At 56.4% G+C, this 20,495-nt stretch carries 19 protein-coding genes; 9 read left to right on the plus strand and 10 right to left on the minus strand.

Going from position 1 to position 20,495, the window contains the following annotated elements; genetic code table 11:
* Position 1 precedes the first annotated feature (1 nt).
* The 6 genes from dmpG to LQ945_RS04175 form a co-directional block, all read right to left on the minus strand.
* Positions 2–1,003, minus strand: coding sequence for a 4-hydroxy-2-oxovalerate aldolase (dmpG, locus tag LQ945_RS04150; RefSeq protein ID WP_270102318.1), 1,002 nt, complete (start codon positions 1,001–1,003; stop codon positions 2–4).
* The gene (locus LQ945_RS04155; RefSeq protein ID WP_269933627.1) at positions 987–1,874 is read right to left on the minus strand and encodes an acetaldehyde dehydrogenase (acetylating); all 888 of its coding nucleotides are present in this window, start codon (positions 1,872–1,874) and stop codon (positions 987–989) included. Before LQ945_RS04155 ends, dmpG begins: the two co-directional genes overlap by 17 nt.
* A complete protein-coding gene (locus LQ945_RS04160; RefSeq protein ID WP_262241948.1) occupies positions 1,871–2,734 on the minus strand; it encodes an HpcH/HpaI aldolase/citrate lyase family protein in 864 nt (287 codons plus the stop codon). The genes LQ945_RS04155 and LQ945_RS04160 overlap by 4 nt, the downstream gene beginning before the upstream one ends.
* Positions 2,731–3,954: an aminotransferase class I/II-fold pyridoxal phosphate-dependent enzyme gene (locus LQ945_RS04165; protein ID WP_270102319.1), complete on the minus strand. Its 1,224-nt coding sequence runs from the start codon at positions 3,952–3,954 to the stop codon at positions 2,731–2,733. The genes LQ945_RS04160 and LQ945_RS04165 overlap by 4 nt, the downstream gene beginning before the upstream one ends.
* On the minus strand, positions 3,941–4,807 hold the full coding sequence (locus LQ945_RS04170) for a cupin-like domain-containing protein (RefSeq protein ID WP_197022773.1): 867 nt from the start codon (positions 4,805–4,807) through the stop codon (positions 3,941–3,943). Before LQ945_RS04170 ends, LQ945_RS04165 begins: the two co-directional genes overlap by 14 nt.
* Positions 4,808–4,869: 62 nt before the next feature.
* Positions 4,870–6,078 (minus strand): MFS transporter, encoded by a 1,209-nt coding sequence (locus tag LQ945_RS04175; RefSeq protein ID WP_270102320.1) that lies wholly within the window; start codon positions 6,076–6,078, stop codon positions 4,870–4,872.
* Positions 6,079–6,679: 601 nt separating this feature from the next.
* Here LQ945_RS04175 and LQ945_RS04180 point away from each other — a divergent pair.
* Together LQ945_RS04180 and LQ945_RS04185 are read left to right on the plus strand one after the other, a co-directional pair.
* Entirely contained in the window at positions 6,680–7,906 is a 1,227-nt protein-coding gene (locus tag LQ945_RS04180; protein ID WP_270102321.1) for a M24 family metallopeptidase, read from the plus strand.
* Between the two features lie 246 nt (positions 7,907–8,152).
* On the plus strand, positions 8,153–8,503 hold the full coding sequence (locus LQ945_RS04185; protein ID WP_270102322.1) for a hypothetical protein: 351 nt from the start codon (positions 8,153–8,155) through the stop codon (positions 8,501–8,503).
* 375 nt (positions 8,504–8,878) lie between these two features.
* Here LQ945_RS04185 and norR read toward each other — a convergent pair whose 3' ends face one another.
* Positions 8,879–10,402 carry a nitric oxide reductase transcriptional regulator NorR gene (gene norR / locus LQ945_RS04190; RefSeq protein WP_270102323.1) on the minus strand — a complete coding sequence of 508 codons (1,524 nt, stop codon included), beginning with the start codon at positions 10,400–10,402 and terminating at the stop codon, positions 8,879–8,881.
* Positions 10,403–10,564: 162 nt separating this feature from the next.
* Here norR and norV point away from each other — a divergent pair, with 162 nt between their 5' ends.
* From norV to LQ945_RS04205, 3 genes are all read left to right on the plus strand, one after another.
* Entirely contained in the window at positions 10,565–12,016 is a 1,452-nt protein-coding gene (norV, locus tag LQ945_RS04195; RefSeq protein ID WP_270102324.1) for an anaerobic nitric oxide reductase flavorubredoxin, read from the plus strand.
* Positions 12,013–13,170, plus strand: a complete 1,158-nt coding sequence (norW, locus tag LQ945_RS04200; protein WP_270102325.1) for an NADH:flavorubredoxin reductase NorW — start codon at positions 12,013–12,015, stop codon at positions 13,168–13,170. Before norV ends, norW begins: the two co-directional genes overlap by 4 nt.
* Positions 13,171–13,323: 153 nt before the next feature.
* Complete coding sequence (locus tag LQ945_RS04205; protein WP_270102326.1) at positions 13,324–14,280, plus strand: Dyp-type peroxidase; 957 nt, start codon at positions 13,324–13,326, stop codon at positions 14,278–14,280.
* 53 nt (positions 14,281–14,333) lie between these two features.
* Here LQ945_RS04205 and LQ945_RS04210 read toward each other — a convergent pair whose 3' ends face one another.
* On the minus strand, positions 14,334–15,167 hold the full coding sequence (locus tag LQ945_RS04210; RefSeq protein ID WP_044552146.1) for an IclR family transcriptional regulator domain-containing protein: 834 nt from the start codon (positions 15,165–15,167) through the stop codon (positions 14,334–14,336).
* A 241-nt stretch (positions 15,168–15,408) separates the two neighbouring features.
* On the opposite strand from LQ945_RS04210, the gene LQ945_RS04215 reads away from it, so the two are divergent.
* The 4 genes from LQ945_RS04215 to pcaD are packed head-to-tail and all read left to right on the plus strand — an operon-like array spanning position 15,409 to position 18,749.
* The gene (locus LQ945_RS04215) at positions 15,409–16,095 is read left to right on the plus strand and encodes a 3-oxoacid CoA-transferase subunit A (RefSeq protein WP_269933636.1); all 687 of its coding nucleotides are present in this window, start codon (positions 15,409–15,411) and stop codon (positions 16,093–16,095) included.
* Positions 16,096–16,104: 9 nt separating this feature from the next.
* Positions 16,105–16,785, plus strand: a complete 681-nt coding sequence (locus tag LQ945_RS04220) for a 3-oxoacid CoA-transferase subunit B (protein ID WP_270102327.1) — start codon at positions 16,105–16,107, stop codon at positions 16,783–16,785.
* On the plus strand, positions 16,763–17,965 hold the full coding sequence (gene pcaF / locus LQ945_RS04225; protein WP_270102328.1) for a 3-oxoadipyl-CoA thiolase: 1,203 nt from the start codon (positions 16,763–16,765) through the stop codon (positions 17,963–17,965). The genes LQ945_RS04220 and pcaF overlap by 23 nt, the downstream gene beginning before the upstream one ends.
* A gap of 13 nt (positions 17,966–17,978) precedes the next feature.
* Positions 17,979–18,749, plus strand: coding sequence for a 3-oxoadipate enol-lactonase (gene pcaD, locus LQ945_RS04230; RefSeq protein ID WP_270102329.1), 771 nt, complete (start codon positions 17,979–17,981; stop codon positions 18,747–18,749).
* Positions 18,750–18,754: 5 nt separating this feature from the next.
* Here the strand turns inward: pcaD and arsC are convergent, their stop codons facing one another.
* The gene (gene arsC, locus LQ945_RS04235; protein WP_269933640.1) at positions 18,755–19,186 is read right to left on the minus strand and encodes a glutaredoxin-dependent arsenate reductase; all 432 of its coding nucleotides are present in this window, start codon (positions 19,184–19,186) and stop codon (positions 18,755–18,757) included.
* A gap of 21 nt (positions 19,187–19,207) precedes the next feature.
* The gene (locus LQ945_RS04240) at positions 19,208–20,491 is read right to left on the minus strand and encodes an arsenic transporter (RefSeq protein WP_270102330.1); all 1,284 of its coding nucleotides are present in this window, start codon (positions 20,489–20,491) and stop codon (positions 19,208–19,210) included.
* Between the last annotated feature and the right edge of the window lie 4 nt (positions 20,492–20,495).

The following is a 20,495-nucleotide window of genomic DNA, read 5'->3' on the forward strand; positions in this document are numbered from 1 at the left end:
GTCACAGGGCGACCCTCTTTAACTGCGCGGCCACTTCTACGATAAGGTCTTCTTGCCCGGCCACCGCCTGGCGTTTTCCCAATTCGAAGAAGACATCACGCGGATCGACACCCGCAGAGGCCGAATGGCTTAACACCGGGTTTTTGAAACCGGAAAAAACGCCGGCCAGGCCACTGACGATGCCCACGGAGTCGATCATCGGTGGGGTGACCATCAGCTCCCGGGCGGCAAGCTCGGCAGCGTCCAGAAAATGATAAAGATCGATACCGGTGTTGAACCCCAAACGTTCCAGTACCGGCACCAGAACTTCAAGTTGGGTGTTCCCTGCCCCAGCTCCGAACCCGCGAGCGCAGCCATCAATCAGGGTAGCGCCGGCCTGAGCGGCGGCGACCGAGTTGGCCACCGCCATGCCCAAATTATTGTGGGCGTGGAAAATAAGCGGCACTTCCACCTGCCGCCGCATCGCGGTGATGCGTTCGGTCACATCCTGCGGCAACAGGTTGCCGGCAGAATCCATGATGCCAACGGCCTGCGCACCGTACTCCACCAGCAGTTGAGCCTGATCGGCTAACTGTTGGGGCGTGGCCATATGGCTCATCATCAGTACCGCATGCGCCTCGACCCCGTGCTCACGCAGCCATCCCAGATGACGTTCGGCCAGGGTTGCCTCAGTGCAATGGGTCCCGATCCGCACCACATCCGCACCGCAGGATAACGCCTTCGCCAGATCGACGACGGTTCCCCAGCCCGGCAGCATAAATACGCCCATCTTGCTGTTTTGCAAACACTCGCGCACGGTGTTCAGCATGGTTTCATCACTTAACGCGGCGCGCCCGACCTGATACGAGGAGGCGCCAAGCCCGTTGCCATGGCCAACCTCGACAATCGCCACCCCCGTTTTATCCACCGCCGTCGCGTAGTCTCGTAACTGAGCCACCGTGAGTTGATGTTTCACCGCGTGTTGACCATCACGCAGGGTGGAGTCGTTAATCAGAATGGCCATTAGCCCCCTCCGTTTTATTTCGATAGCTCGCATACTGTTCGGCAACCAGGATGGCGGCAGAATTGATCAGATCCAGATTCCCGGCGTATTCAGGCATCACCTTGCTGCTGGCAACCACCTCCAGCGAGACTGAAACGCGTCCTTCGCTGACGTTGAGCGCCGTAAGCGAATAGCCCGCCGAGAATCCCCGCACCGCTTCAACGGCCTCAGCAAGTACCGGAGCGATCTGTTCCTTTGTGACCCCAGGGATACCGGCAAAAATGGTGACCCTGAACATGGCGGGCGGCGTGGCCGGGCTGATATTAAGGATCGCCTTGGTGTTGGCTACGCCGGTAAAAGCGCTGAGCGCCCGCTGCGTGGTGTCCACATATTCGTCGATGTTGATCCGCGTGGCCCGCCCCAGAATATTGCTGGCGACGGTCGCCACCACCTCGATATCGTTGATGCGAAAGTGTCGGCTCAGGGCATGCAGAATGGGTATCGACGCCTGTCCACCGCAGCTGATCAGGCTGACATTGCGCTCGGTCAGCGCATCGGTTCCCGTCACCGTAGGCACGATCATTTTGCCCAAGTGGCTGGGGGTTAAGTCGATCAGCAAGGAGCCCAGCGGACGCAGCAGCGCCCAATGCCTGACATGCGACATCGCGTTGGTGGCGTCGAAAACCACATCGAAAGGCGTTGGCGACGCCAAAACAGCGTCAATGCCACCGGCGCTGGTTGGGCAGCCCAACCGGACGGCGGCCTCAAGACCGGCGGAGTCCTTGTTGCGCCCCGCCAGCAACCCGCAATGCAGCAGCGGGGAACGCTGGATCTTATTGACCAGATCCATGCCAATGGCGCCGGTTCCAATGACCGCAACGGAGAGCGTCATGAGTTCCCCCTACTGAAACGAGCGGCCCAGGCCTTGCCTGATTGCAGGGTATTGCGCGCCATGCGGGCAAAGGGCGGCCCCACCATATGCCCATCCAGCAGCGCAATCCCGCCCTGGGCCGCTTTCACGGCATCGGTAATGCGGCTTGCCGCCAAAAGTGCGCTCTCGCAGGGCCGTAACGTCGAGTTGATCAGTTCAAGCTCGCTGGGATGAACGGTGGCTTTGCCGTGGAAGCCCAGATCTTTGACGCACTGAATTTCATTGGCCAACACGTCGGGTTCGGAAAGCCGATAATTGGCGGTATCGATACAGCCGATGCCGTGCCTGGCACTCGCCAACACCATCGCCTGGCGCGCGGCCAGCATCCCGGACCAGGTGATCGGCACCCCTAAAGTGGCCGCCAAATCTGCAGAGCCAAAAATCAGCCCATCCGCCACCGCCGCGACATTGTCCAGATCGGTAATGGCCTCGACGGTCTCTATCGTCAGGTAAATTTCAGGGAACCTTCCGGCAGAGGCGAAGGTTTCGCGTAGGAAAACCACCTCGGCCGGGGTTCGAACCATCGACATCACGATAAAACTGGGCGTGGTTTGACCGGAACACAGCATCACCAAGTCATGCAAAGCGTCAATCGTGCCCAGCGCGTTGATCCGCACGGCAATATTGGCAGAGGGCGGCGCATTATCGAGAGCCGTGCGGCAAATGGTCCTGGCCTCCGCTTTTGCCGGGCCAGGTACCGAGTCTTCCAAATCCATCAAATGCACATCGGCGTCATAAGACAGAGCCTTGACGACCCGGCTGAGCGACAAGGCCGGCGTGTACAGAATGCTGCGGGGAACAGCCCGGGCGATATCCGTCATTGCGGCCCCCTGACAGCAGAGATAACCTGGCACAGGCCGCGGATCTGCTCTTGCGTTTGTCCGGCTCGCATCATGACCCGCAGGCCGGCGGTGCCTTTGGCGACGATAGGGAAAAACACCGGCGAGACATAGAAGCCAGCCTCTATCACCTGGCGCCCCGCCTCGATCACCCGGTCATCGCTCATCGGCACCAGGCGGATCGGATAGGTATTGCCGCTTTGTTCCGTCGGGATCAGGGAATCGAACAGCGCGATGTTGTCGTACAGTTTCTTTTGTAACCGGGGCAATTCGGCCGTACGGTGAATTTCTGCCGACGCCAGGCTGGCGCCGATGGCCGCCGTATTCAGGTTTTGCGAGTAGTTGAGCCCGCCGCCAAAGCGTTCGACCAGGCGCAGCATCTGCTGCGAATAACCGTTGAGCAATATCGCCGCCCCGCTGGTGCCGAATGCTTTGTTGAGCGTGACAACCATAATGGTGTTTTCATCCAACGCCGGGCTATGGGAACGAACATAGCCAATACCGCGCTCGCCATAAGCGGAGATCGAATGCGAATCGTCGTAAAACACCATCAGGCCGTATTTGTCCTGCAGTTCAGCCAAGGCTTTGACCGGGGCATAGCCTCCCAGGCTATCGCTGCCGTCGACCACGTAACAGACCCGTTGATATTGTTTGCAGCAGTCTTCGATGAAATTCAGATCGTGGTAATTGCAGGTAACGACCTCGGTTTCATCGGCACAGGCGGGTTTGGCCGCCGCCAGCGACACGTGGGCGTGCTTATCGAATATCATCAAAGGCCGCACGCCGTTGCCTAAATGGCCCGAGGCGATAAGCGGAAGCAAGCCGCCGCTGACGCTGCTCGCCGACACGCCGCTGAGCACATCGGCCTGGAACAGCTCACCCAACGACGCCTCCAACTCCTTCATGGCAGGGAGCTGGACCCGGCTGCGGGCGATGCAATGATCCAGCACGCCGTAGCGGCGCACAGCGTCGATAGCGCCTTCGATCACCTTACTGTGGGAGTCCAGGTTCAGGTAGGAGCAGCAGCTGAAATTGACGAACTGATGGCCACTTGGGGTGGACAACAGGTCGTTATCGAGCCCGGCAACGATACCCGCAAGGCCGTTTTGCTCTGACATATCCCAGAAAGGATTGCCTATGCCGATGGCCTTATCGTTGTTACGGAATTTATTGGTGGGAATGATCTGCTTACGGCTGCTCATCAAGTGCCTTCCTCTTGGTGGGTTCTGGTTGATAGTTGTAGATGCCTTTAAACTTGCGGTAAGCCGCCGTGTAGAGCGCGGAGTAGAAAACATAAGGGCGGCGCAGGATTTTCAGATCCCACAGCCAAAAATTAACGTTGATATTCAGGTCGTCTAAAGATTCGGCCTGGTGCCACCACCCCAGCGGCAAATACAGCATCTCGCCGGGCTCTAAAATAAAGTCGCGGCGCTGCGGGATTTTTGCCGCCAAGCGGGGAAAACGCTGCGGGTCGATATTGTCAAAATCAAAAGCCTGGGATTTATCGCCGAACCCCTGCAGGATAGATCGCGGATAGTAATCTCTGCGGCCAGGAGGAAAAAGAATGAACCGTTTTCTGCCCTGCAAAGAAATATTAAAATTTTCCAGCTCATCGAAGTGGCTTTGGGTAAAGACCCCGTGGTAGCTGACCCATAAATTGGCGGCGTTCAACCCACGACGGGAGGCCAACAGGGAAAAGGCATCGAAGCCAAGGATATTATTGACGTCCTCGGGGCGGTGCATAATATTAGAAACCACGCGATACCAGGTATTGTTGTCGCTTTGGTACTCTTTATTTTCCAAAAAACCACGCAGCTGAATTTTCATGGTTTGCCAGCGTTCGGTGTTTTCTTTATTACTGGCCTCCCGGAATAAGGTGACATTGTCATCGCCCAGGCGTTGTGAAATCAGGTCACTCGCCCCTATGCTGGTATCAATGGGTAAATCGGTAATAATGACCGGGACATCGGCTCGGAAAATAGCTTCAACACCAAAGGCGACGAACTCTTTAAAGGTCATGCGTGGAACGGGAACCCCCGTCGTTAACTGTTTCACGATTGCCGTTTTCCTGTTTCGAAAATAATAATGTGAGGCCCCGCTATTCTGGGGCGCGGTTTTTATTTATTGCTGAGTAATTTCTGACTAAACAGGCTGGATAATAAAGCGAGTGTTCCTGCGGCCATGGCGACCCAGGCCACCTGACCCGCTCCGCTTTGATCGGAAAGCTGTCCGCCAAGCGAGACGCCCAGTGAAAAGCCCAGCCAACCGGCGCTGGACAACCAGGAGAAGCCTTCGGATAAACACCCTTTCGGCGTCAAGGACTCCAGCAGGTTGCTGCAGGTGATCAATAACGGCGCCACCGACAGCCCGGCGATAAAAGCGGAAATGCCCATGACAACGGGAACGCTGGTGAAAATCAGGGGCAGCGTGCCGGCGCACAGGGTGGCGGAGGTGATAAGCAGCAGGCGGGGTTGCGATAAAGACCAGTTCATGGCGCCGTAGCAAGTGCCGCCCACCAGGCTGCCTGCGGCGCAAATGGACAACAGCACCCCGGCGAGGGTTGGATTGCCCACCTCTTTGGCGTAGGCGATCATCATGACGTCGATTGAGCCAAGAAACAGGCCTACCGCCGCATAGGAGATCATTAGCGCCCGTACCCAGACCATGCTGATTGCCCGACGGTCGCTTTCTTCGCTCTTGTGCACAATAACCGGCTCAGAACGCCGATGTAACACCAGGGCCAGAGAACCGCTGAAGGTGAGCGCGGCGCATAACGCCAGCCCCGCTGCGGGGTGCCACGCCGTGGCCAAAACAATGGCGATTAACGGCCCCAACAAGAAAATGATCTCATCAAGCACGGTTTCTAACGCGTACGCGGTTCGTAGCGCTTCGTCGGTCACCATGGCGGCCCAGCGAGTACGAATAAATCCATCCACCGGCACCGACGAACAACCGGTAGCAATGGCCGCCGCCATAATGGCCCATAAGTGCATATTCAGCAGCACCAGGCCAATTAACGAAAGGATCGCAATGACGTGGCAGCAGCAGGTAATAATAAGCACCTTTCGCTGACTGAATTTATCGGCAAATCGGCCTAATATCGGGCTGGCTATCGCCTGCGTAATCATTAATGTTCCCGCCACGGTTCCGGCAATCCATAACGAGTCCATAGTGGCGGAAATCAACATTATGCAACTGATGGATCGCATCGCCACCGGAAACCTGACCAGCAGGCCAAACAATGAAAGCGTCGCATGTCCGGGATCAGACAATAATCGGGTATAAGAACCAAAACTGAACTTGGACTCAACGGCCTCTGTTTCCATAGGGTGCTCTCAATAGAAATTCGCTAAAAAAACGAATGAATATATCAATCGAACATACCCACTCATTTATTTGAACGGATACACTCAATGGAATAAATGATTTAAATATTTATTTATGCGCAACAATAAAGCGAAGGTAACGCGCTAAGGCGTTAATCCTTCTCTAATGGAGTTCAGGCCATAGGATATTGTTAGCGTTGAAATCATCCTGGTTAATAATGATTAATTCCCCATCTTAAAAAGTCCCCGAAATTTATCATAAACAATTTTAATGCATGGGCATTAAGAATTAGCAACGCTAATCATTATTTACAAGAGCGTTTTTGCATCACATTGATGCATTATTGCATTCACAATTAAATACAGTGTGTTAGGTGTTAATTAAGGTGGAGATTATAATTTTCAGTCCGCGAATAACGCCCTCTGAACCAAACTCTCTGGGACCTCTGGCGGTATAGCGGCGCAGAAAGCAGAAACTGTGCCGTAATCGTCATTTTTATTCCCTATTGGAGCCAAGTATTCCTGCCGCGCTTTATTTATGATGAAGGTTTGACGCGCGGGGACATTGGCCCTGACATTAACATCTACGCTAGGAGAACACATGGCTACAGGCATTGGCGGTTGTACGCCACAACAGGCCCTGGAACAGCTGCAACCGCTCACGGACAACCCGCCTGAAATCGCCGAGGTGGAATACCGGCAACGCATTCAGCACGCACAGCGCCTGATGCGTGACAACGGCATTGACGCCTGCTACCTCAATGCCGGCAGCAATCTGCTCTATTTTACCGGTACCTCCTGGTCGCCCAGCGAACGTATGGTGGGCGCGGTGATCCCGGCCGAGGGGGAAATCGCCTATATTGTGCCCTGGTTTGAGATCGGCACGTTCAGGGATACGCAGGTGATTGAGGGGGAAATATTTAGCTGGCATGAGGAAGAAGATCCCTATCGGTTGTTCTTCACCGTACTGGCCGCGCGTGGGCTGGCAGGCTCAGGCCGCCAACTCAAAGTGGCCATTTGCGAAACCGCATCGGTTACTCTGTTCCTCGGCCTGCAACAGCATGCCGGTGAGATAAAGTTGGTCAGCGCCCTGCCGGTCACCGGGTACTGCCGCAGCCGCAAATCGGCGGCCGAAATTGCGCTGATGCAAACCGCGAATAACATTACCCTGCGGGTCCAACAGGCGGCGGCAAGCATATTGCGCCCAGGGATCACCGCCAGAGAGCTGGTCGATTTTGTCGATCAGGCCCATCGCAAAATGGGCACCACCGGCTCTTACTTCTGCATTGCACTGTTCGGATCCGATAGCGCGTTTCCTCATGGCGTAAAAGCCCCCAACCCGCTGCAATATAACGATGTCGTGCTGCTGGATACCGGCTGCCGCTACAAGGGGTACCTATCCGATATCACCCGAACTTATGTGTACGGCGAAGCCAACCCACGCCAACGCTTTGCCTGGCAGGCTGAACATGATGCGCAGGCTGCGGCATTTGCCGTTATCGCGCCCGGCGTACCCTGCCATAAAGTGGATGACGCCGCGCGCGAAGCGCTGATTTCTCATGGTTTTGGGCCGGATTATCAACTGCCGGGGCTGCCGCACCGCACCGGGCACGGTATCGGGCTGGACATTCATGAAGCGCCGTATCTGATCCGCAAGCAGCAGGAGCCGCTCGACGTGGGCATGTGCGCCAGTATCGAACCCATGCTATGCCTGCCGGGCGAGTTCGGCATTCGTCTTGAGGATCATTTCTACGTCACTGAAAACGGGGCTCGCTGGTTTACCCCCCCGGCAAAATCTATTGATGATCCCTTTGGTTTAGCCTCCTGATCTCCCTTCGGGCGGCGATGCCGCCCGAATTAAAAGATAAGCCGGCCAATGAGAATAGCGGTTATTAATATCGATTTCATTTAGTCATCTTATTTAATTCTTCAGTTTAATATAACTATTAATTTATAACGCCATCCTAACCCAAGAATAAAATAACGGTTGATATAGCAAATGACTTGAGCTAATAATTAATCGACCTTCAAGGACAGATATAATAAAAAACCATAAATTAAAAAGGAGTGAGTTATGAAAACAATTGATTCTGCTTTGTTAGAAACTATCGCCGGCGGCCGCGGCAATAATGGCGGTGATCGTGCGGATAACAGCCGCAGGAATAGAGGGAAAAACAACGGCGGTAATCAGGGGCGTTCAGGCGATTACTATGCTAAAAACACCTCGGAAGACTGCATCAATGGCATGGTGGCCGGCGCGGCTTTAGGGGCATTCGGCGGATTGCCCGGGGCGGCGATGGGATTGATTGGCGGTGCGGTGACCGGCGGCTGTTTCAAAGATGCCAACAGGGGCGGTGGTAACGTAGGCATGGGGAAAGGCGGAAATAAATGCGGCTCAAGTGCCGGCGGCAAGTGTTCCTGGTAGGCATTAAGCTTAAAGAAAATAACAGCGGGCAGGCCTTTCGTCGTTCTCAGGTGATCACATGAATAATAAAGCGCTAAAAATAATATCAGTTGTTATAGGTATATTTTTATCTTCTTCCTTGCTAAGCGGGGCCGGAGTGGGCTTTTCAACATGGTATCCCGCGCCGAGGGGAATTTCCGTCCTGTTGGTTTCAATTGGCTGCGCTGTGGCCATGGTACGGTTTATATATTTAATAATTAGATTCATTTTCGGCAAGCCACACCAGGGAAGCTGATTTATCTATTGTTTAACACCATGTTCTCCTTCGTTAATGCAAGGCGGCAGTTATTTCCCTGCCGCCTTATTCCCTCTAAGCGTCTTTAACTGCAATCCAAATCATTTTATATTCAGGCGTTTGGCCAGCCGATGCAGATTGCCACTGTCCAACTTTAATTTACGCGCCGTGGCGGCCCAGTTCATGTCGCATTCAGCCAAGGCTTTTTGAATCACGCTACGCTGAAAATGTTGCGTCATCGTGGCGAGATCGGCCTGAATAAGCGTCTCCGACAGTGCCGGGTCGGGAATGTCCACCGATAAGGCCCCCGCTTGCAGATTAAAATGCGGCGGTAACAGTTCCAGCTCACCGCTGTTTTGCGCCGCGCGCGCCAAAATGGCAGCCCGATAGATCGCATGTTCCAGTTCGCGAATATTGCCTGGCCACGCATACTGCTCAAGCACCAGCAGCGCCTGGGCGGAAAGCGTTAACTGCGTCAGCCCCAGCTTAATGCGGCAACGCTCGCAAAAATATCCCGCCAGCAAGGCAATGTCGCTGCTCCGTTCACGCAGCGGCGGTACCGCAATCGGGAAGACGCTCAGCCGATGGTATAAATCCAGCCGAAACTGCCCCTCGACCGCCGCACGTTTAAGATCGCGATTGGTTGCCGCCAATACGCGTACATTAACTCGCTTTATTCGATCATCGCCGACCCGCTGCAGGTCGCCGTATTGGATCACCCGCAGCAATTTGGCCTGCAGCGACAACGACAGCTCACCAATCTCATCAAGGAACAAAGTACCCTTGTCCGCCATTTCAAATTTGCCGGCGCGGTGCTGAATAGCACCGGTAAATGCGCCTTTTACGTGTCCGAACAGCTCGCTTTCCGCCACGCTCTCCGGCAGCGCGGCGCAGTTAAGGTAGACCAGCGGATGGGCAGCGCGTGCCGACCCCTGATGAATTGCCCGCACCACCAGCTCTTTACCGACTCCAGTCTCCCCAGTGATCAATACGTTGAGTTCGGATCCGGCAACAATACCGATTTCCTGCTTGAGCTGTTGCATAACCGGGGCCAGCCCGATGATTTCACCGTTTTCTCTCGGAGTGCTGCCTCCGCCTGAGGCCAACGGTGGCAGGGCCTGGCTTTCTAACGCCTCCATCAGTAACGCATTGTTTAGCGCCCCCGCCGCCAAGGCGCTGATCAGCCGCAGTTCTTCATCGCTGAAGCGATCGAATTGCTGCGGGTTGAGGCTATCAAAGGTCAGCGCGCCGATTAAATCCTGTTCGGCAAACAGCGGTAATCCAATGCAGGCATGCACCTTGAGTTCGTCATGGCCAGGGATCAGCCCATCGTAGGGATCCGGCAAATCGCTATCCGCCGGGAAACGCACCACATCACCGGCGCGGGCAATGGCTTCCAGGCGCGGATGCGCATCCAGAGCGAAGCGACGCCCGAGGACGTCCTGAGCCAGGCCATCGATGGCCAGCGGGCGGAATTGTTGACCTTCAAAACGCAGTAAGGCCGAAGCGTCACAGCGCAGCAGGCGGCGCAGGCTGTTGATTAACCGTTGAAAACGGTCGCCTTGCGTCAGCCCGCTTTGTAATTCGATAGCGATGGCGGCAAGCGATTGTATGGAGAGGGACATGATTGTCATTCCGACACTGAGTTGTCATAAAGACAATGCTACGCCGATGTCAAAACGACATCAATGATTTAATAATCATTAAAAAACAATAAGATATTAGTTGGCACGCCGTTTGCTCACTACGGGTATCGAAACGTAATAACCGACAAAAAGGTAATGAGCATGGCAATTCAGGTAAAAAACAATATCCAGTGGGTTGGGCAACGTGACTGGGAAGTCCGAGATTTTCATGGGACAGAGTACAAAACCCTGAAGGGCAGCAGCTATAACAGCTACCTGATCCGTGAAGAAAAAACCGTGTTGATCGACACGGTAGACCATAAATTCAGCCGCGAGTTTGTGCAAAATCTGGCGGCGGAAATCGACCTTAATACCCTCGATTACATCATCATCAATCACGCAGAAGAAGATCATGCCGGGGCCCTGACGGAGCTGATGGCGCAGATCCCGGGCACCCCGATTTACTGCACCGAAAATGGTATCGATTCAATCACCGGTCACCACCATCACCCCGAATGGAACTTCCAGGTGGTGCATACCGGCGACAGCCTGGATATCGGCAACGACAAACAGCTGATCTTCGTTGAAACCCCCATGCTGCACTGGCCGGACAGTATGATGACCTACCTGACCGGCGATGCGGTGCTGTTCAGCAATGACGCCTTTGGTCAGCACTATTGCGATGAGCATCTGTTTAACGACGAGGTGGATCAAAATGAACTGTTCGAACAATGCCAGCGGTATTACGCCAATATCCTGACGCCCTTCAGTCGGCTGGTGACGCCAAAAATTAATGAAATCCTCGGTTTCAATCTGCCGGTCGAGATGATCGCCACCTCGCACGGGGTGGTATGGCGCGATAATCCGACGCAGATTGTGCACCGCTATTTAGAATGGGCCGCCGATTATCAGGAAGATCGCATCACGCTGTTTTACGACACCATGTCCAACAATACCCGCATGATGGCGGACGCTATCGCGCAGGGCATCAACGAAGCCGACCCGCGCGTGGCGGTGAAGATTTTTAACGTGGCGCGACACGACAAGAACGACATCCTGACCAATGTATTCCGTTCCAAGGGCGTGCTGGTAGGCTCTTCGACCATGAATAACGTGATGATGCCCAAAGTCGCCGGGCTGCTGGAGGAGATCACCGGGATGCGCTTTCGCAGCAAAAAAGCCTCGGCCTTCGGCAGCTATGGCTGGAACGGCGGCGCGGTCGATCGCATTCAAACCCGCTTAATGGATTGCGGTTTCGAAACCACGCTGGCACTGAAGGCCAAATGGCGTCCTGACGGTGACACGCTGGAAATCTGTCGCCAACATGGCCGGGATATCGCGCGTCAATGGGCATTAACCCCCTTGCCTGCCACTGCCCCAACGTCGATAGCACCTCCCGCTCAGCCACAGCCTGAAAAAGCAGATAGCGATGCCGACCTGGGGCCTCGGATGCAATGCAGCGTTTGCCTCTGGATCTACGATCCGAAAGTGGGTGAACCTATGCAGGATGTGGCCCCCGGAACCTGCTGGCAAGACGTGCCGGATGACTTCCTGTGCCCGGAATGCTCCATGGGCAAAGACGTATTCGATCCGCTCGCTACGGAGGCAAAATGAACCCTGGCATTTTGATCGTCGGCTCCGGCTTTGCCGCCCGACAGTTGGTAAAGAATCTGCGCAGGCAGGATGGCGAGATCCCGATTCGGTTGATCGCTGCCGACAGCTGTGATGAATACAACAAGCCGGAACTCAGCCACGCGATCGGTCAGCAGCAAACGGCTGACGCATTGACGCGGCAAACATCCGGCAGCTTTGCGGAACAGTTTCAACTGACATTGCATCCAGATACCTGCATTACCGGCATCGATAGCCAACAAAAAAGGGTGCACAGCGGTGAGCAATGCTGGCCTTATGACAAACTGGTTCTGGCGGTAGGCGCCACGGCTATCGTGCCCAAGATTCCGGGCCACGAGCTGATGCTGACGCTCAACAGCCAGCAGGAGTACCGCGAAAACCAAGAAACATTGCTGCGGGCGCAACGGGTGCTGATCCTCGGTGGCGGTCTGATCGGCTGTGAGCTGGCGATGGACATGCAGCGCGCCGGCAAGCAAGTCACCCTGGTGGACAGGGCCGGTAGTCTGCTGTCCGCGCTGATGCCAATCGAGGCCGCCAGCCGCTTGCAATATTGCCTGCAGCACATGGGGGTTGAACTGCTGTTAAATCAGCAAATTACAGAACTGTCCTCACAGGAAAGTGGCCTGCGGGCGACGCTGAATAATGGCCGTACGCTGTGGGTCGATGCAGCGATTGCATCGGTAGGACTGCAACCGAACCTTGGCCTGGCGCGTCAGGCTGGTTTGCAGGTTAATCGCGGTATTCAGGTAAATAACCGCTTACAGACTTCAATGGCCGATGTGTACGCGCTCGGCGACTGCGCGGAGATTGGTGGCCGACTGCTGCCGTTCCTTCAGCCGATACAGTTCAGTGCCATGACCCTGGCGAAAAATTTGCTGGGTGCCACGGAAGAGGTGAAGCTGCCCGCTATGTTGGTCAAGGTGAAAACCCCCAACCTGCCGCTGCACCTGGCGGGGGAAACTCATCGACAGGATCTGAGCTGGAGCATTACCGCCGAACAGCAAGGCATGATCGCCAAAGGCTTTGATCGGCAACGGCGGTTACGTGCCTTTATCGTTAGCGAAGAGCACATGAAACTGGCTTTCAGCTTGCTGAAGGAATTGAACGCCTTAGCGGCAGAGGGGACTTCGGCCTGACGGTAGCCTGGCGTAATCGTACCCGCGCCGATGGCAATTTTTTTATTCGCCATCGGCCTTCTGTGACTCCACACGTCAACTGGGGTTAATCAGTTGGCGTGACCGCCAAAATAGATTAGTTTTAAGCTCTGACTCTCCTCGGCACTGGATGCTATGACTACCCAAAATCAACACCCTCAGGCTGTCTTCAGCCCCGTGACACGCCACGCCATTTTTTTGGTCGCGACTTTATCCGCCAACCCTGCACAGCTCGCTGCGGTGCGCGGCTGGTGTGCAGATATCAGCGGCGTAATTCGTTCCGTCGGTAAAAGATCCCCGGCGGGCAATCTGTCCTGCGTCTGCGGATTTGGCTCCACGGCCTGGGATCGGCTGTTCGGCCAGCCCCGCCCGGCGCTGCTTCATCCTTTTCGTGAGATAGGCACCGGCGACCGCGTTGCCGTTTCGACCCCTGGCGATATCCTGCTGCACATTCGCGCCGACGAGATGGATTTGTGCTTCGAACTTGCCACACAGTTGATGAACAAGCTTGGCGACGCCGTGACGGTAATAGAGGAAGTACACGGTTTCCGTTATTTCGACCAGCGGGCAATGATTGGCTTTGTCGACGGCACCGAAAACCCCGAGGGGCACGAAGCGTTCGACTATACGGTGATTGGCGAGGAAGACGCCGAGTTTTCCGGCGGCAGCTACGTTCTGGTACAAAAGTACCTGCACGACATGAAAGGCTGGAACTCACTGAGCGTCGAAACGCAAGAGCGCATTATTGGTCGCCACAAGCAATCCAATATTGAATTGGATGAGGACGTCAAACCTTCGTCATCCCACAGTTCTCTGACGACGCTGACCGATGAAAACGGCAATGAAGTCAAAATATTGCGCGACAACATGCCGTTTGGCAAACCCGGCATGGGCGAGTTCGGCACTTACTTTATCGGCTACGCCCGTTCCCCTCAGCCGATAGAGCAAATGCTGGAGAACATGTTTGTGGGCCGGCCGGCCGGCAACTACGATCGCCTGCTGGATTTCAGCCGCGCGGTCACCGGTAGCCTGTTCTTTACGCCATCGGCAACCCTGTTGGAGGCCCTGGCCGAGCGTAACGGCCCGCAATAATCGCTAATAGGAGGGAGACTGACCCAGCGCAAACTCAGGGTCAGTCCTCCCGACTACAGCAGCAGTGCCAGCTCCATTGCCGTACGCTGCAACTGCGGCAGCACGCGCTCACGCAATTCCGCCGACGAAATCTGCGAGGCATTCACCCCCACGTTCATCGCCGCCACTACCCCGCCCTTGCGTGAATGCATCGGCACCGCGATCGAACGTAAGCCTATTTCTAACTGTTGATCATTAATGGCATACCCCTGACGACGCACCTTGGCCAACTGTTCACGCAGTTGCTCAGCACTGGCAACGGTAAACTCGGTCAGCGGTTCGAAGCTGACCCGCGACAGATAATCGTCCAACTGCGCTTCGTCCAAAGCGCTGAGTAAAACCAATCCCATAGATGTCGCATAGGCCGGCAAACGGCTGCCCCGCCCCAGATCGATGGTCATGATGCGCTTCACCGAAGCCCGGGCGATATACAGAATATTGTCACCGTCCAGGGTCGCTACCGAGCAGGATTCATTCAGCAGTTTACTGAGGTAGTCCAGCGAGTTTTGTGCCGCTTTCGCCAATTCGGAAGAGGAAAGATAGGCGTGACCGATAGTCAGAACCCGTGGCAACAGCCGGTAATGCCGACCGTCAGGGCAATGGACAAAGCCGAGCGCGCGCAGAGTGTAAAGGCAGCGGCGCACCGCCGCACGGGGGATACCGGTAATGTGGCTGATTTCAGAAACCGACATTTGCGAATATTGCGGCTGGAAGGCCTGCAACACCTCCAGCCCCCTGGCCAGGGACGCCATAAAATTAGGGTCGCCTTTATACTGGTCGTTACTTAAATCCCCGATTTCCTGTAGCCGGCGCAGTTCTCCAGCGCCAAATTCCGACTCATCACCCATCCGGACCTCCGATTAAACAAACCTTCGCATTATAAGCCTGTGGCGCCGCGATGCTGCTTTGTCTGGCACCCAATAGCGATTTAGTTATCTGCGTCACAGAATTGACAGGCAAATCATCATCGTTTCGATAATCGCACAAACAGTTGATATTCGCACTTGTCGCTGCATTTTTCCTCGCTTAAGGTAAATCCAGACCCACCAGCGTCACGCTGAGAGACCCCTAGCGTACTCAGGAGAGCAAATGATCGATAAAAGCGTGGCGTCCGTAGACGCCGCCGTCGCCGATATCCCCGACGGCGCGACCATTATGGTCGGCGGTTTTGGCCCCGCCGGCCAGCCTTATGCGCTACTGGATGCGCTGATCCGCCGCCGCCCACGCGAGCTGACGTTGATCAGCAACAATGCCGGCAATGGCGACTTCGGCCTGGCGGCGCTGCTGAAGGCCGGTTGCGTACGCAAGGTTATTTGTTCATTCCCGCGTCAGTCGGACTCCTGGGTATTTGACGACCTGTACCGCCGCGGCGAACTGGAGCTGGAGCTGATCCCGCAGGGGAATTTGGCGGCACGCATCCAGGCTGCCGGTTCCGGGCTCGGGGGGTTTTACACGCCCACCGGCTACGGCACCGAATTGGCGCAGGGCAAAGAAACCCGCGAGATTGACGGCAGGCACTACGTGTTCGAACTGCCGCTGAGGGCGGACTTTGCACTGATCAAGGCCGACCAGGCCGATCGCTGGGGCAACCTGCGGTATAACAAAACCGGGCGCAACTTTGGGCCAATCATGGCCATGGCCGCCACCTGCACCATTGCTGAAGTCAATCGCATGGTGTCGCTGGGCGAACTGGATCCTGAAAACATCATTACGCCAGGGATTTTCGTACAGCGCCTGGTGACCTCGCCTGATCATCCTGCGCAGCTTTCAGCTTAAGGGATCCCCATGACCAAACTTACTCATCAACAGTTGGCAGAACGTATTGCGCGCGATATCCCTGAAGGCGCCTACGTCAATCTGGGCATTGGCATTCCCACGCAGATCGCCAACTACCTGCCGGCGGATAAAGAGATTTTCCTGCACAGCGAGAACGGCATTCTCGGCATGGGCCCGGCACCGGCGGCGGGCCAGGAGGATCCCGAACTGATCAATGCCGGCAAGCAGCCGGTCACCCTGCTCAAGGGCGGCTGTTTTTTCCATCACGGTGACTCCTTCGCCATGATGCGCGGCGGCCACCTGGATATCTGTGTGCTCGGCGCCTACCAGGTTTCCGAACGAGGCGATCTGGCTAACTGGAGCACCGGCGCCCCTGGAGCCATTCCGGCAGTCGGCGGCGCGATGGATTTGGCCATTGGTGCCCGCCAGGTGTTTGTGATGACCGAGCACCTGACCAAAAAAGGGGAATGCAAAATTGTCCGTCACTGCACTTATCCATTGACCGGCGTCGGCTGCATCGATCGCATCTACAGCGATCTGGCGGTGATGGACGTGACTCCGCAAGGCCTGGTGGTCCGCGAAATATTCGGCGGTCTGACCCCGGAACAGCTGCAGGAAGTCACCCCGGTCGAGCTAACCTTCGCCCTTCAGCACGGAGAACAGCCTCATGAATCCAGCCTACCTGTGTGACGCCGTCCGCACGCCTTTTGGCCGATTGAACGGGAGTCTGGCAACCGTTCGCGCCGACGATTTGGCCGCCCTGCCGCTGAAAGCGCTGCAGGTTCGGCACCCTCAGCTGGACTGGGCCGCAGTGGATGACGTGCTGCTCGGCTGCGCCAATCAGGCTGGCGAAGACAACCGCAACGTGGCGCGCATGGCATTGCTGCTGGCAGGCCTGCCGGTACAAATCCCCGGTTGTACCCTTAATCGCCTGTGTGGCTCCAGCCTGGATGCGGTCGCGATGGCGGCACGTGCGATAAAAACCGGTGAAAGCGAACTGATGATTGCCGGTGGCGTAGAGAGCATGTCCCGCGCGCCCTTCGTCATGGGCAAGGCGGAAAGCGCCTTCAGCCGGGCGATGAAACTGGAAGACACCACCATGGGCTGGCGGTTTATCAATCCGCAGATGAAAGCGCAGTACGGTGTGGAGTCGATGCCACAAACCGCCGAAAACGTCGCCCTGAAGTTCAATATTTCCCGTCAGGATCAGGATGCCTTCGCCCTGCGCAGCCAACAGCGTACCGCCGCCGCACAGGAAAGCGGCTTTTTTGTCGACCAACTGATTGATGTCAGCATCGCGCAGAAAAAAGGCGAGCCGCGGCTGTTCACGCAAGACGAACACCCTCGCGCTACCACGATGGAGGCAATGGCGAAACTGAAACCGGTAGTGGCTCCGCAGGGTACCGTCACCGCCGGCAATGCCTCCGGGCTGAACGACGGCGCCTGTGCGCTGTTGCTGGCCGGCGAATCCGGGCTGTCCCGCCACGGCCTGCAGCCCATGGCACGCATTGTTGCCAGCGCCGTTACCGGTATTGAGCCGTCGATCATGGGCTTTGCTCCGGCGCAAGCGGTTCGCAAGGTGCTGAAAGTTGCCGGTTTAAGCCTGGATCAGATGGACGTGATCGAGCTTAACGAGGCCTTTGCGGCGCAGGCGCTGGCAGTGACCCGTGAGCTGGGACTCCCCGACGATGCCGCCCAGGTCAATCCCAACGGCGGCGCCATCGCCCTGGGCCACCCGCTGGGCGCCTCCGGCGGCAGGCTGGTGATGAACGCGGCCTGGCAATTGCAGAAAACGCGCGGGCGTTATGGCCTGTGCACCATGTGTATCGGCGTCGGCCAGGGGATTGCGCTGATTATCGAACGGGTGTGACAAGGGGACAAAGATGGATATCGACTATCGTCTTGATGGCCGCGCGGCTGCGCCGCTGTTGGTGTTGTCCAACTCACTGGGCACCACCTTCGACCTGTGGCAACCGCAGCTGTTGGCACTGAGCGAACACTTTCGGGTATTGCGTTATAACCAACGAGGACACGGTGCTACGCCGCTGTCTACCCGACGGTTACGGCTTGAGGATCTCGGACAGGATGTGATCGCCCTGCTCGATTATCTGGATGTACCAAGCGCCCATTTCTGCGGCATTTCAATGGGCGGCCTGACCGGTCTGTGGCTTAACCGTTACCACCCGCAGCGCATCAAGCGGATGGTAGTCGCCAATACCGCCGCACGTATCGGCAATGCCGAAGGCTGGCAACAGCGGGCACAGCAGGTGCGTAGCCAAGGGTTGTCTTCGATTGCCGCCGCCTCCCCCGCCCGTTGGTTCACCGAAGCCTTTCTGCGAAATCATCCTGAGCAGGTTGCCGCTCTGGTCGCCGGTCTGGCGGCCGGCAACCCCGAGGGATACGCCGGCTGCTGCGATGCATTGTCAGTGGCGGATTTACGCGCCGACGTGGTTTCCATGAGCCGACCGATGCAAGTCATCGCCGGAGAGGCCGATCCGGTAACTACCGTCGCGGACGCCGAGTTTCTGGTGGCCAACGCACCGCATGCCGAACTGCAGCGGCTGCCGGCTTCGCATATCTCCAACCTCGCCTGTCCGGGCCTATTCAGCCATAGCGTGATCGAATTCCTGACCGAGGGGCGCATGGCGAGCTAAGTCGGTTATTGGTCTGCTATTCGTCGCCCTTGCGCATCGATCACCGGTTCACCGTCTTCCTTGGTGAAAGGACCTTGCTGCGGATCCGGCAGGATATCCAGCACGGCTTCCGACGGTCGACACAGACGGGTGCCCAAGGGTGTCACCACAATAGGTCGATTAATCAATATCGGCTGTTGCAACATAAAGTCGATCAACTGTTCGTCACTCCAGCCTACCTCTGCCAGCCCCAACGATTCATAAGGCTCCACGTTTTTACGCAATAAGGCTCGCGCAGATATCCCCATATCGGCAATCAGCTTGAGCAATTGCTGGCGGTCGGGCGGTGTTTCCAGATACAAAATCACCGTCGGTTCCACACCGCTGTTGCGGATCAGTGCCAACGTATTGCGCGATGTGCCGCAAGCCGGGTTGTGGTAAATCTTGATGTTACTCATGGCGTTCTCTCTGAGTTAAGGCTAAAGCGACAGGCGCAGAGCCAGAGCGGTCAGCGCAACCAACAGCACCGGCAGGGTCATCACTATCCCTACCCGGAAATAGTATCCCCAGCTTATAACGATGCTTTTCTTCGACAATACGTGCAGCCACAACAGCGTGGCCAGGCTACCGATCGGCGTAATTTTTGGCCCCAGATCGCTGCCGATGACATTGGCATAAATCATTGCCTGTTTAATGACGCCTTCGGCATTGCTGCCGTCAATCGACAAGGCCCCCACCAACACCGTCGGCATGTTGTTCATCACCGAGGATAAAAATGCCGTCAGGAAACCGGTGCCCAGCGTGGCTGCCCAAATTCCGCGTTCGGCCAGAAAATCAAGCACACCGGCCAGCGTATCGGTCAGCCCTGCATTACGCAGCCCGTAGACCACCAGATACATCCCCAGTGAGAAGACCACGATCTGCCAGGGGGCGCCCCGCAACACTTTGGCAGTGTCGATGGCCTGCCCCTTTTTCGCCACCAGCAGCAGGATCAACGCCCCCACGGCGGCGACCAGGCTAACCGGCACGCCCAGCGGCTCAAGCCCAAAAAAACCCACCAGCAACAGCACCAATACGCCCCAACCGGCTCTGAACGTCGGCAAATCGCGAATGGCCTCACGCGGTGGCCGCAGTAACCTCAGGTCATAGCTGCGCGGAATATCTTTGCGGAAGAACAGGTGCAACATCGCCAGCGTGGCGACGATGGCGGCAATGTTCACCGGCACCATTACCGCCGCATACTGCGTGAAACCCAGTTGAAAGAAATCAGCGGAGACGATATTCACCAGATTAGACACCACCAGCGGCAGGCTGGCGGTATCGGCGATAAACCCCGCCGCCATCACGAAAGCCAGCGTAGCCCCTGAACTGAACCCTAACGCCAGCAGCATCGCAATCACTATCGGCGTCAGGATCAGCGCCGCCCCGTCATTGGCAAACAACGCCGCCACCGCGGCCCCCAGCAGCACAATGTAGGTGAACAGCCAGCGCCCTTTGCCCTTGCCCCAGCGCGCAACATGCAGCGCGGCCCATTCAAAGAAGCCGGACTCATCCAGCAGCAGGCTGATAATGATCACAGCGATAAAGGTCGCGGTGGCGTTCCAGACGATCTGCCAGACCAGCGGAATATCGCCGACGTGTACCACACCGGTCAGCAATGCCAAGACCGCGCCGAAAGAGGCACTCCAGCCTATGCCCAGGCCTTTCGGCTGCCAGATCACCAAAACGATCGTCAGGATAAATATTGCCCCGGCCAACACCATCACA

This window comes from Serratia liquefaciens, assembly GCF_027594825.1.
Classification (GTDB): Bacteria; Pseudomonadota; Gammaproteobacteria; order Enterobacterales; family Enterobacteriaceae; genus Serratia; species Serratia liquefaciens_A.

What these genes read in the sequence shown, in the direction of transcription:
- LQ945_RS04180 (WP_270102321.1), top strand. Translation starts at nt 6,680, where the DNA reads ATGGCTACAGGCATTGGCGGTTGTACGCCACAACAGGCCCTGGAACAG.
- LQ945_RS04165 (WP_270102319.1), bottom strand. Translation starts at nt 3,954, where the DNA reads ATGAGCAGCCGTAAGCAGATCATTCCCACCAATAAATTCCGTAACAAC.
- arsC (WP_269933640.1), bottom strand. Translation starts at nt 19,186, where the DNA reads ATGAGTAACATCAAGATTTACCACAACCCGGCTTGCGGCACATCGCGC.
- norR (WP_270102323.1), bottom strand. Translation starts at nt 10,402, where the DNA reads ATGTCCCTCTCCATACAATCGCTTGCCGCCATCGCTATCGAATTACAA.
- LQ945_RS04240 (WP_270102330.1), bottom strand. Translation starts at nt 20,491, where the DNA reads ATGGTGTTGGCCGGGGCAATATTTATCCTGACGATCGTTTTGGTGATC.
- pcaF (WP_270102328.1), top strand. Translation starts at nt 16,763, where the DNA reads ATGAATCCAGCCTACCTGTGTGACGCCGTCCGCACGCCTTTTGGCCGA.
- LQ945_RS04220 (WP_270102327.1), top strand. Translation starts at nt 16,105, where the DNA reads ATGACCAAACTTACTCATCAACAGTTGGCAGAACGTATTGCGCGCGAT.
- LQ945_RS04160 (WP_262241948.1), bottom strand. Translation starts at nt 2,734, where the DNA reads ATGACGGATATCGCCCGGGCTGTTCCCCGCAGCATTCTGTACACGCCG.
- LQ945_RS04185 (WP_270102322.1), top strand. Translation starts at nt 8,153, where the DNA reads ATGAAAACAATTGATTCTGCTTTGTTAGAAACTATCGCCGGCGGCCGC.
- LQ945_RS04215 (WP_269933636.1), top strand. Translation starts at nt 15,409, where the DNA reads ATGATCGATAAAAGCGTGGCGTCCGTAGACGCCGCCGTCGCCGATATC.
- pcaD (WP_270102329.1), top strand. Translation starts at nt 17,979, where the DNA reads ATGGATATCGACTATCGTCTTGATGGCCGCGCGGCTGCGCCGCTGTTG.
- norW (WP_270102325.1), top strand. Translation starts at nt 12,013, where the DNA reads ATGAACCCTGGCATTTTGATCGTCGGCTCCGGCTTTGCCGCCCGACAG.
- LQ945_RS04155 (WP_269933627.1), bottom strand. Translation starts at nt 1,874, where the DNA reads ATGACGCTCTCCGTTGCGGTCATTGGAACCGGCGCCATTGGCATGGAT.
- LQ945_RS04205 (WP_270102326.1), top strand. Translation starts at nt 13,324, where the DNA reads ATGACTACCCAAAATCAACACCCTCAGGCTGTCTTCAGCCCCGTGACA.
- LQ945_RS04210 (WP_044552146.1), bottom strand. Translation starts at nt 15,167, where the DNA reads ATGGGTGATGAGTCGGAATTTGGCGCTGGAGAACTGCGCCGGCTACAG.
- norV (WP_270102324.1), top strand. Translation starts at nt 10,565, where the DNA reads ATGGCAATTCAGGTAAAAAACAATATCCAGTGGGTTGGGCAACGTGAC.
- LQ945_RS04175 (WP_270102320.1), bottom strand. Translation starts at nt 6,078, where the DNA reads ATGGAAACAGAGGCCGTTGAGTCCAAGTTCAGTTTTGGTTCTTATACC.
- dmpG (WP_270102318.1), bottom strand. Translation starts at nt 1,003, where the DNA reads ATGGCCATTCTGATTAACGACTCCACCCTGCGTGATGGTCAACACGCG.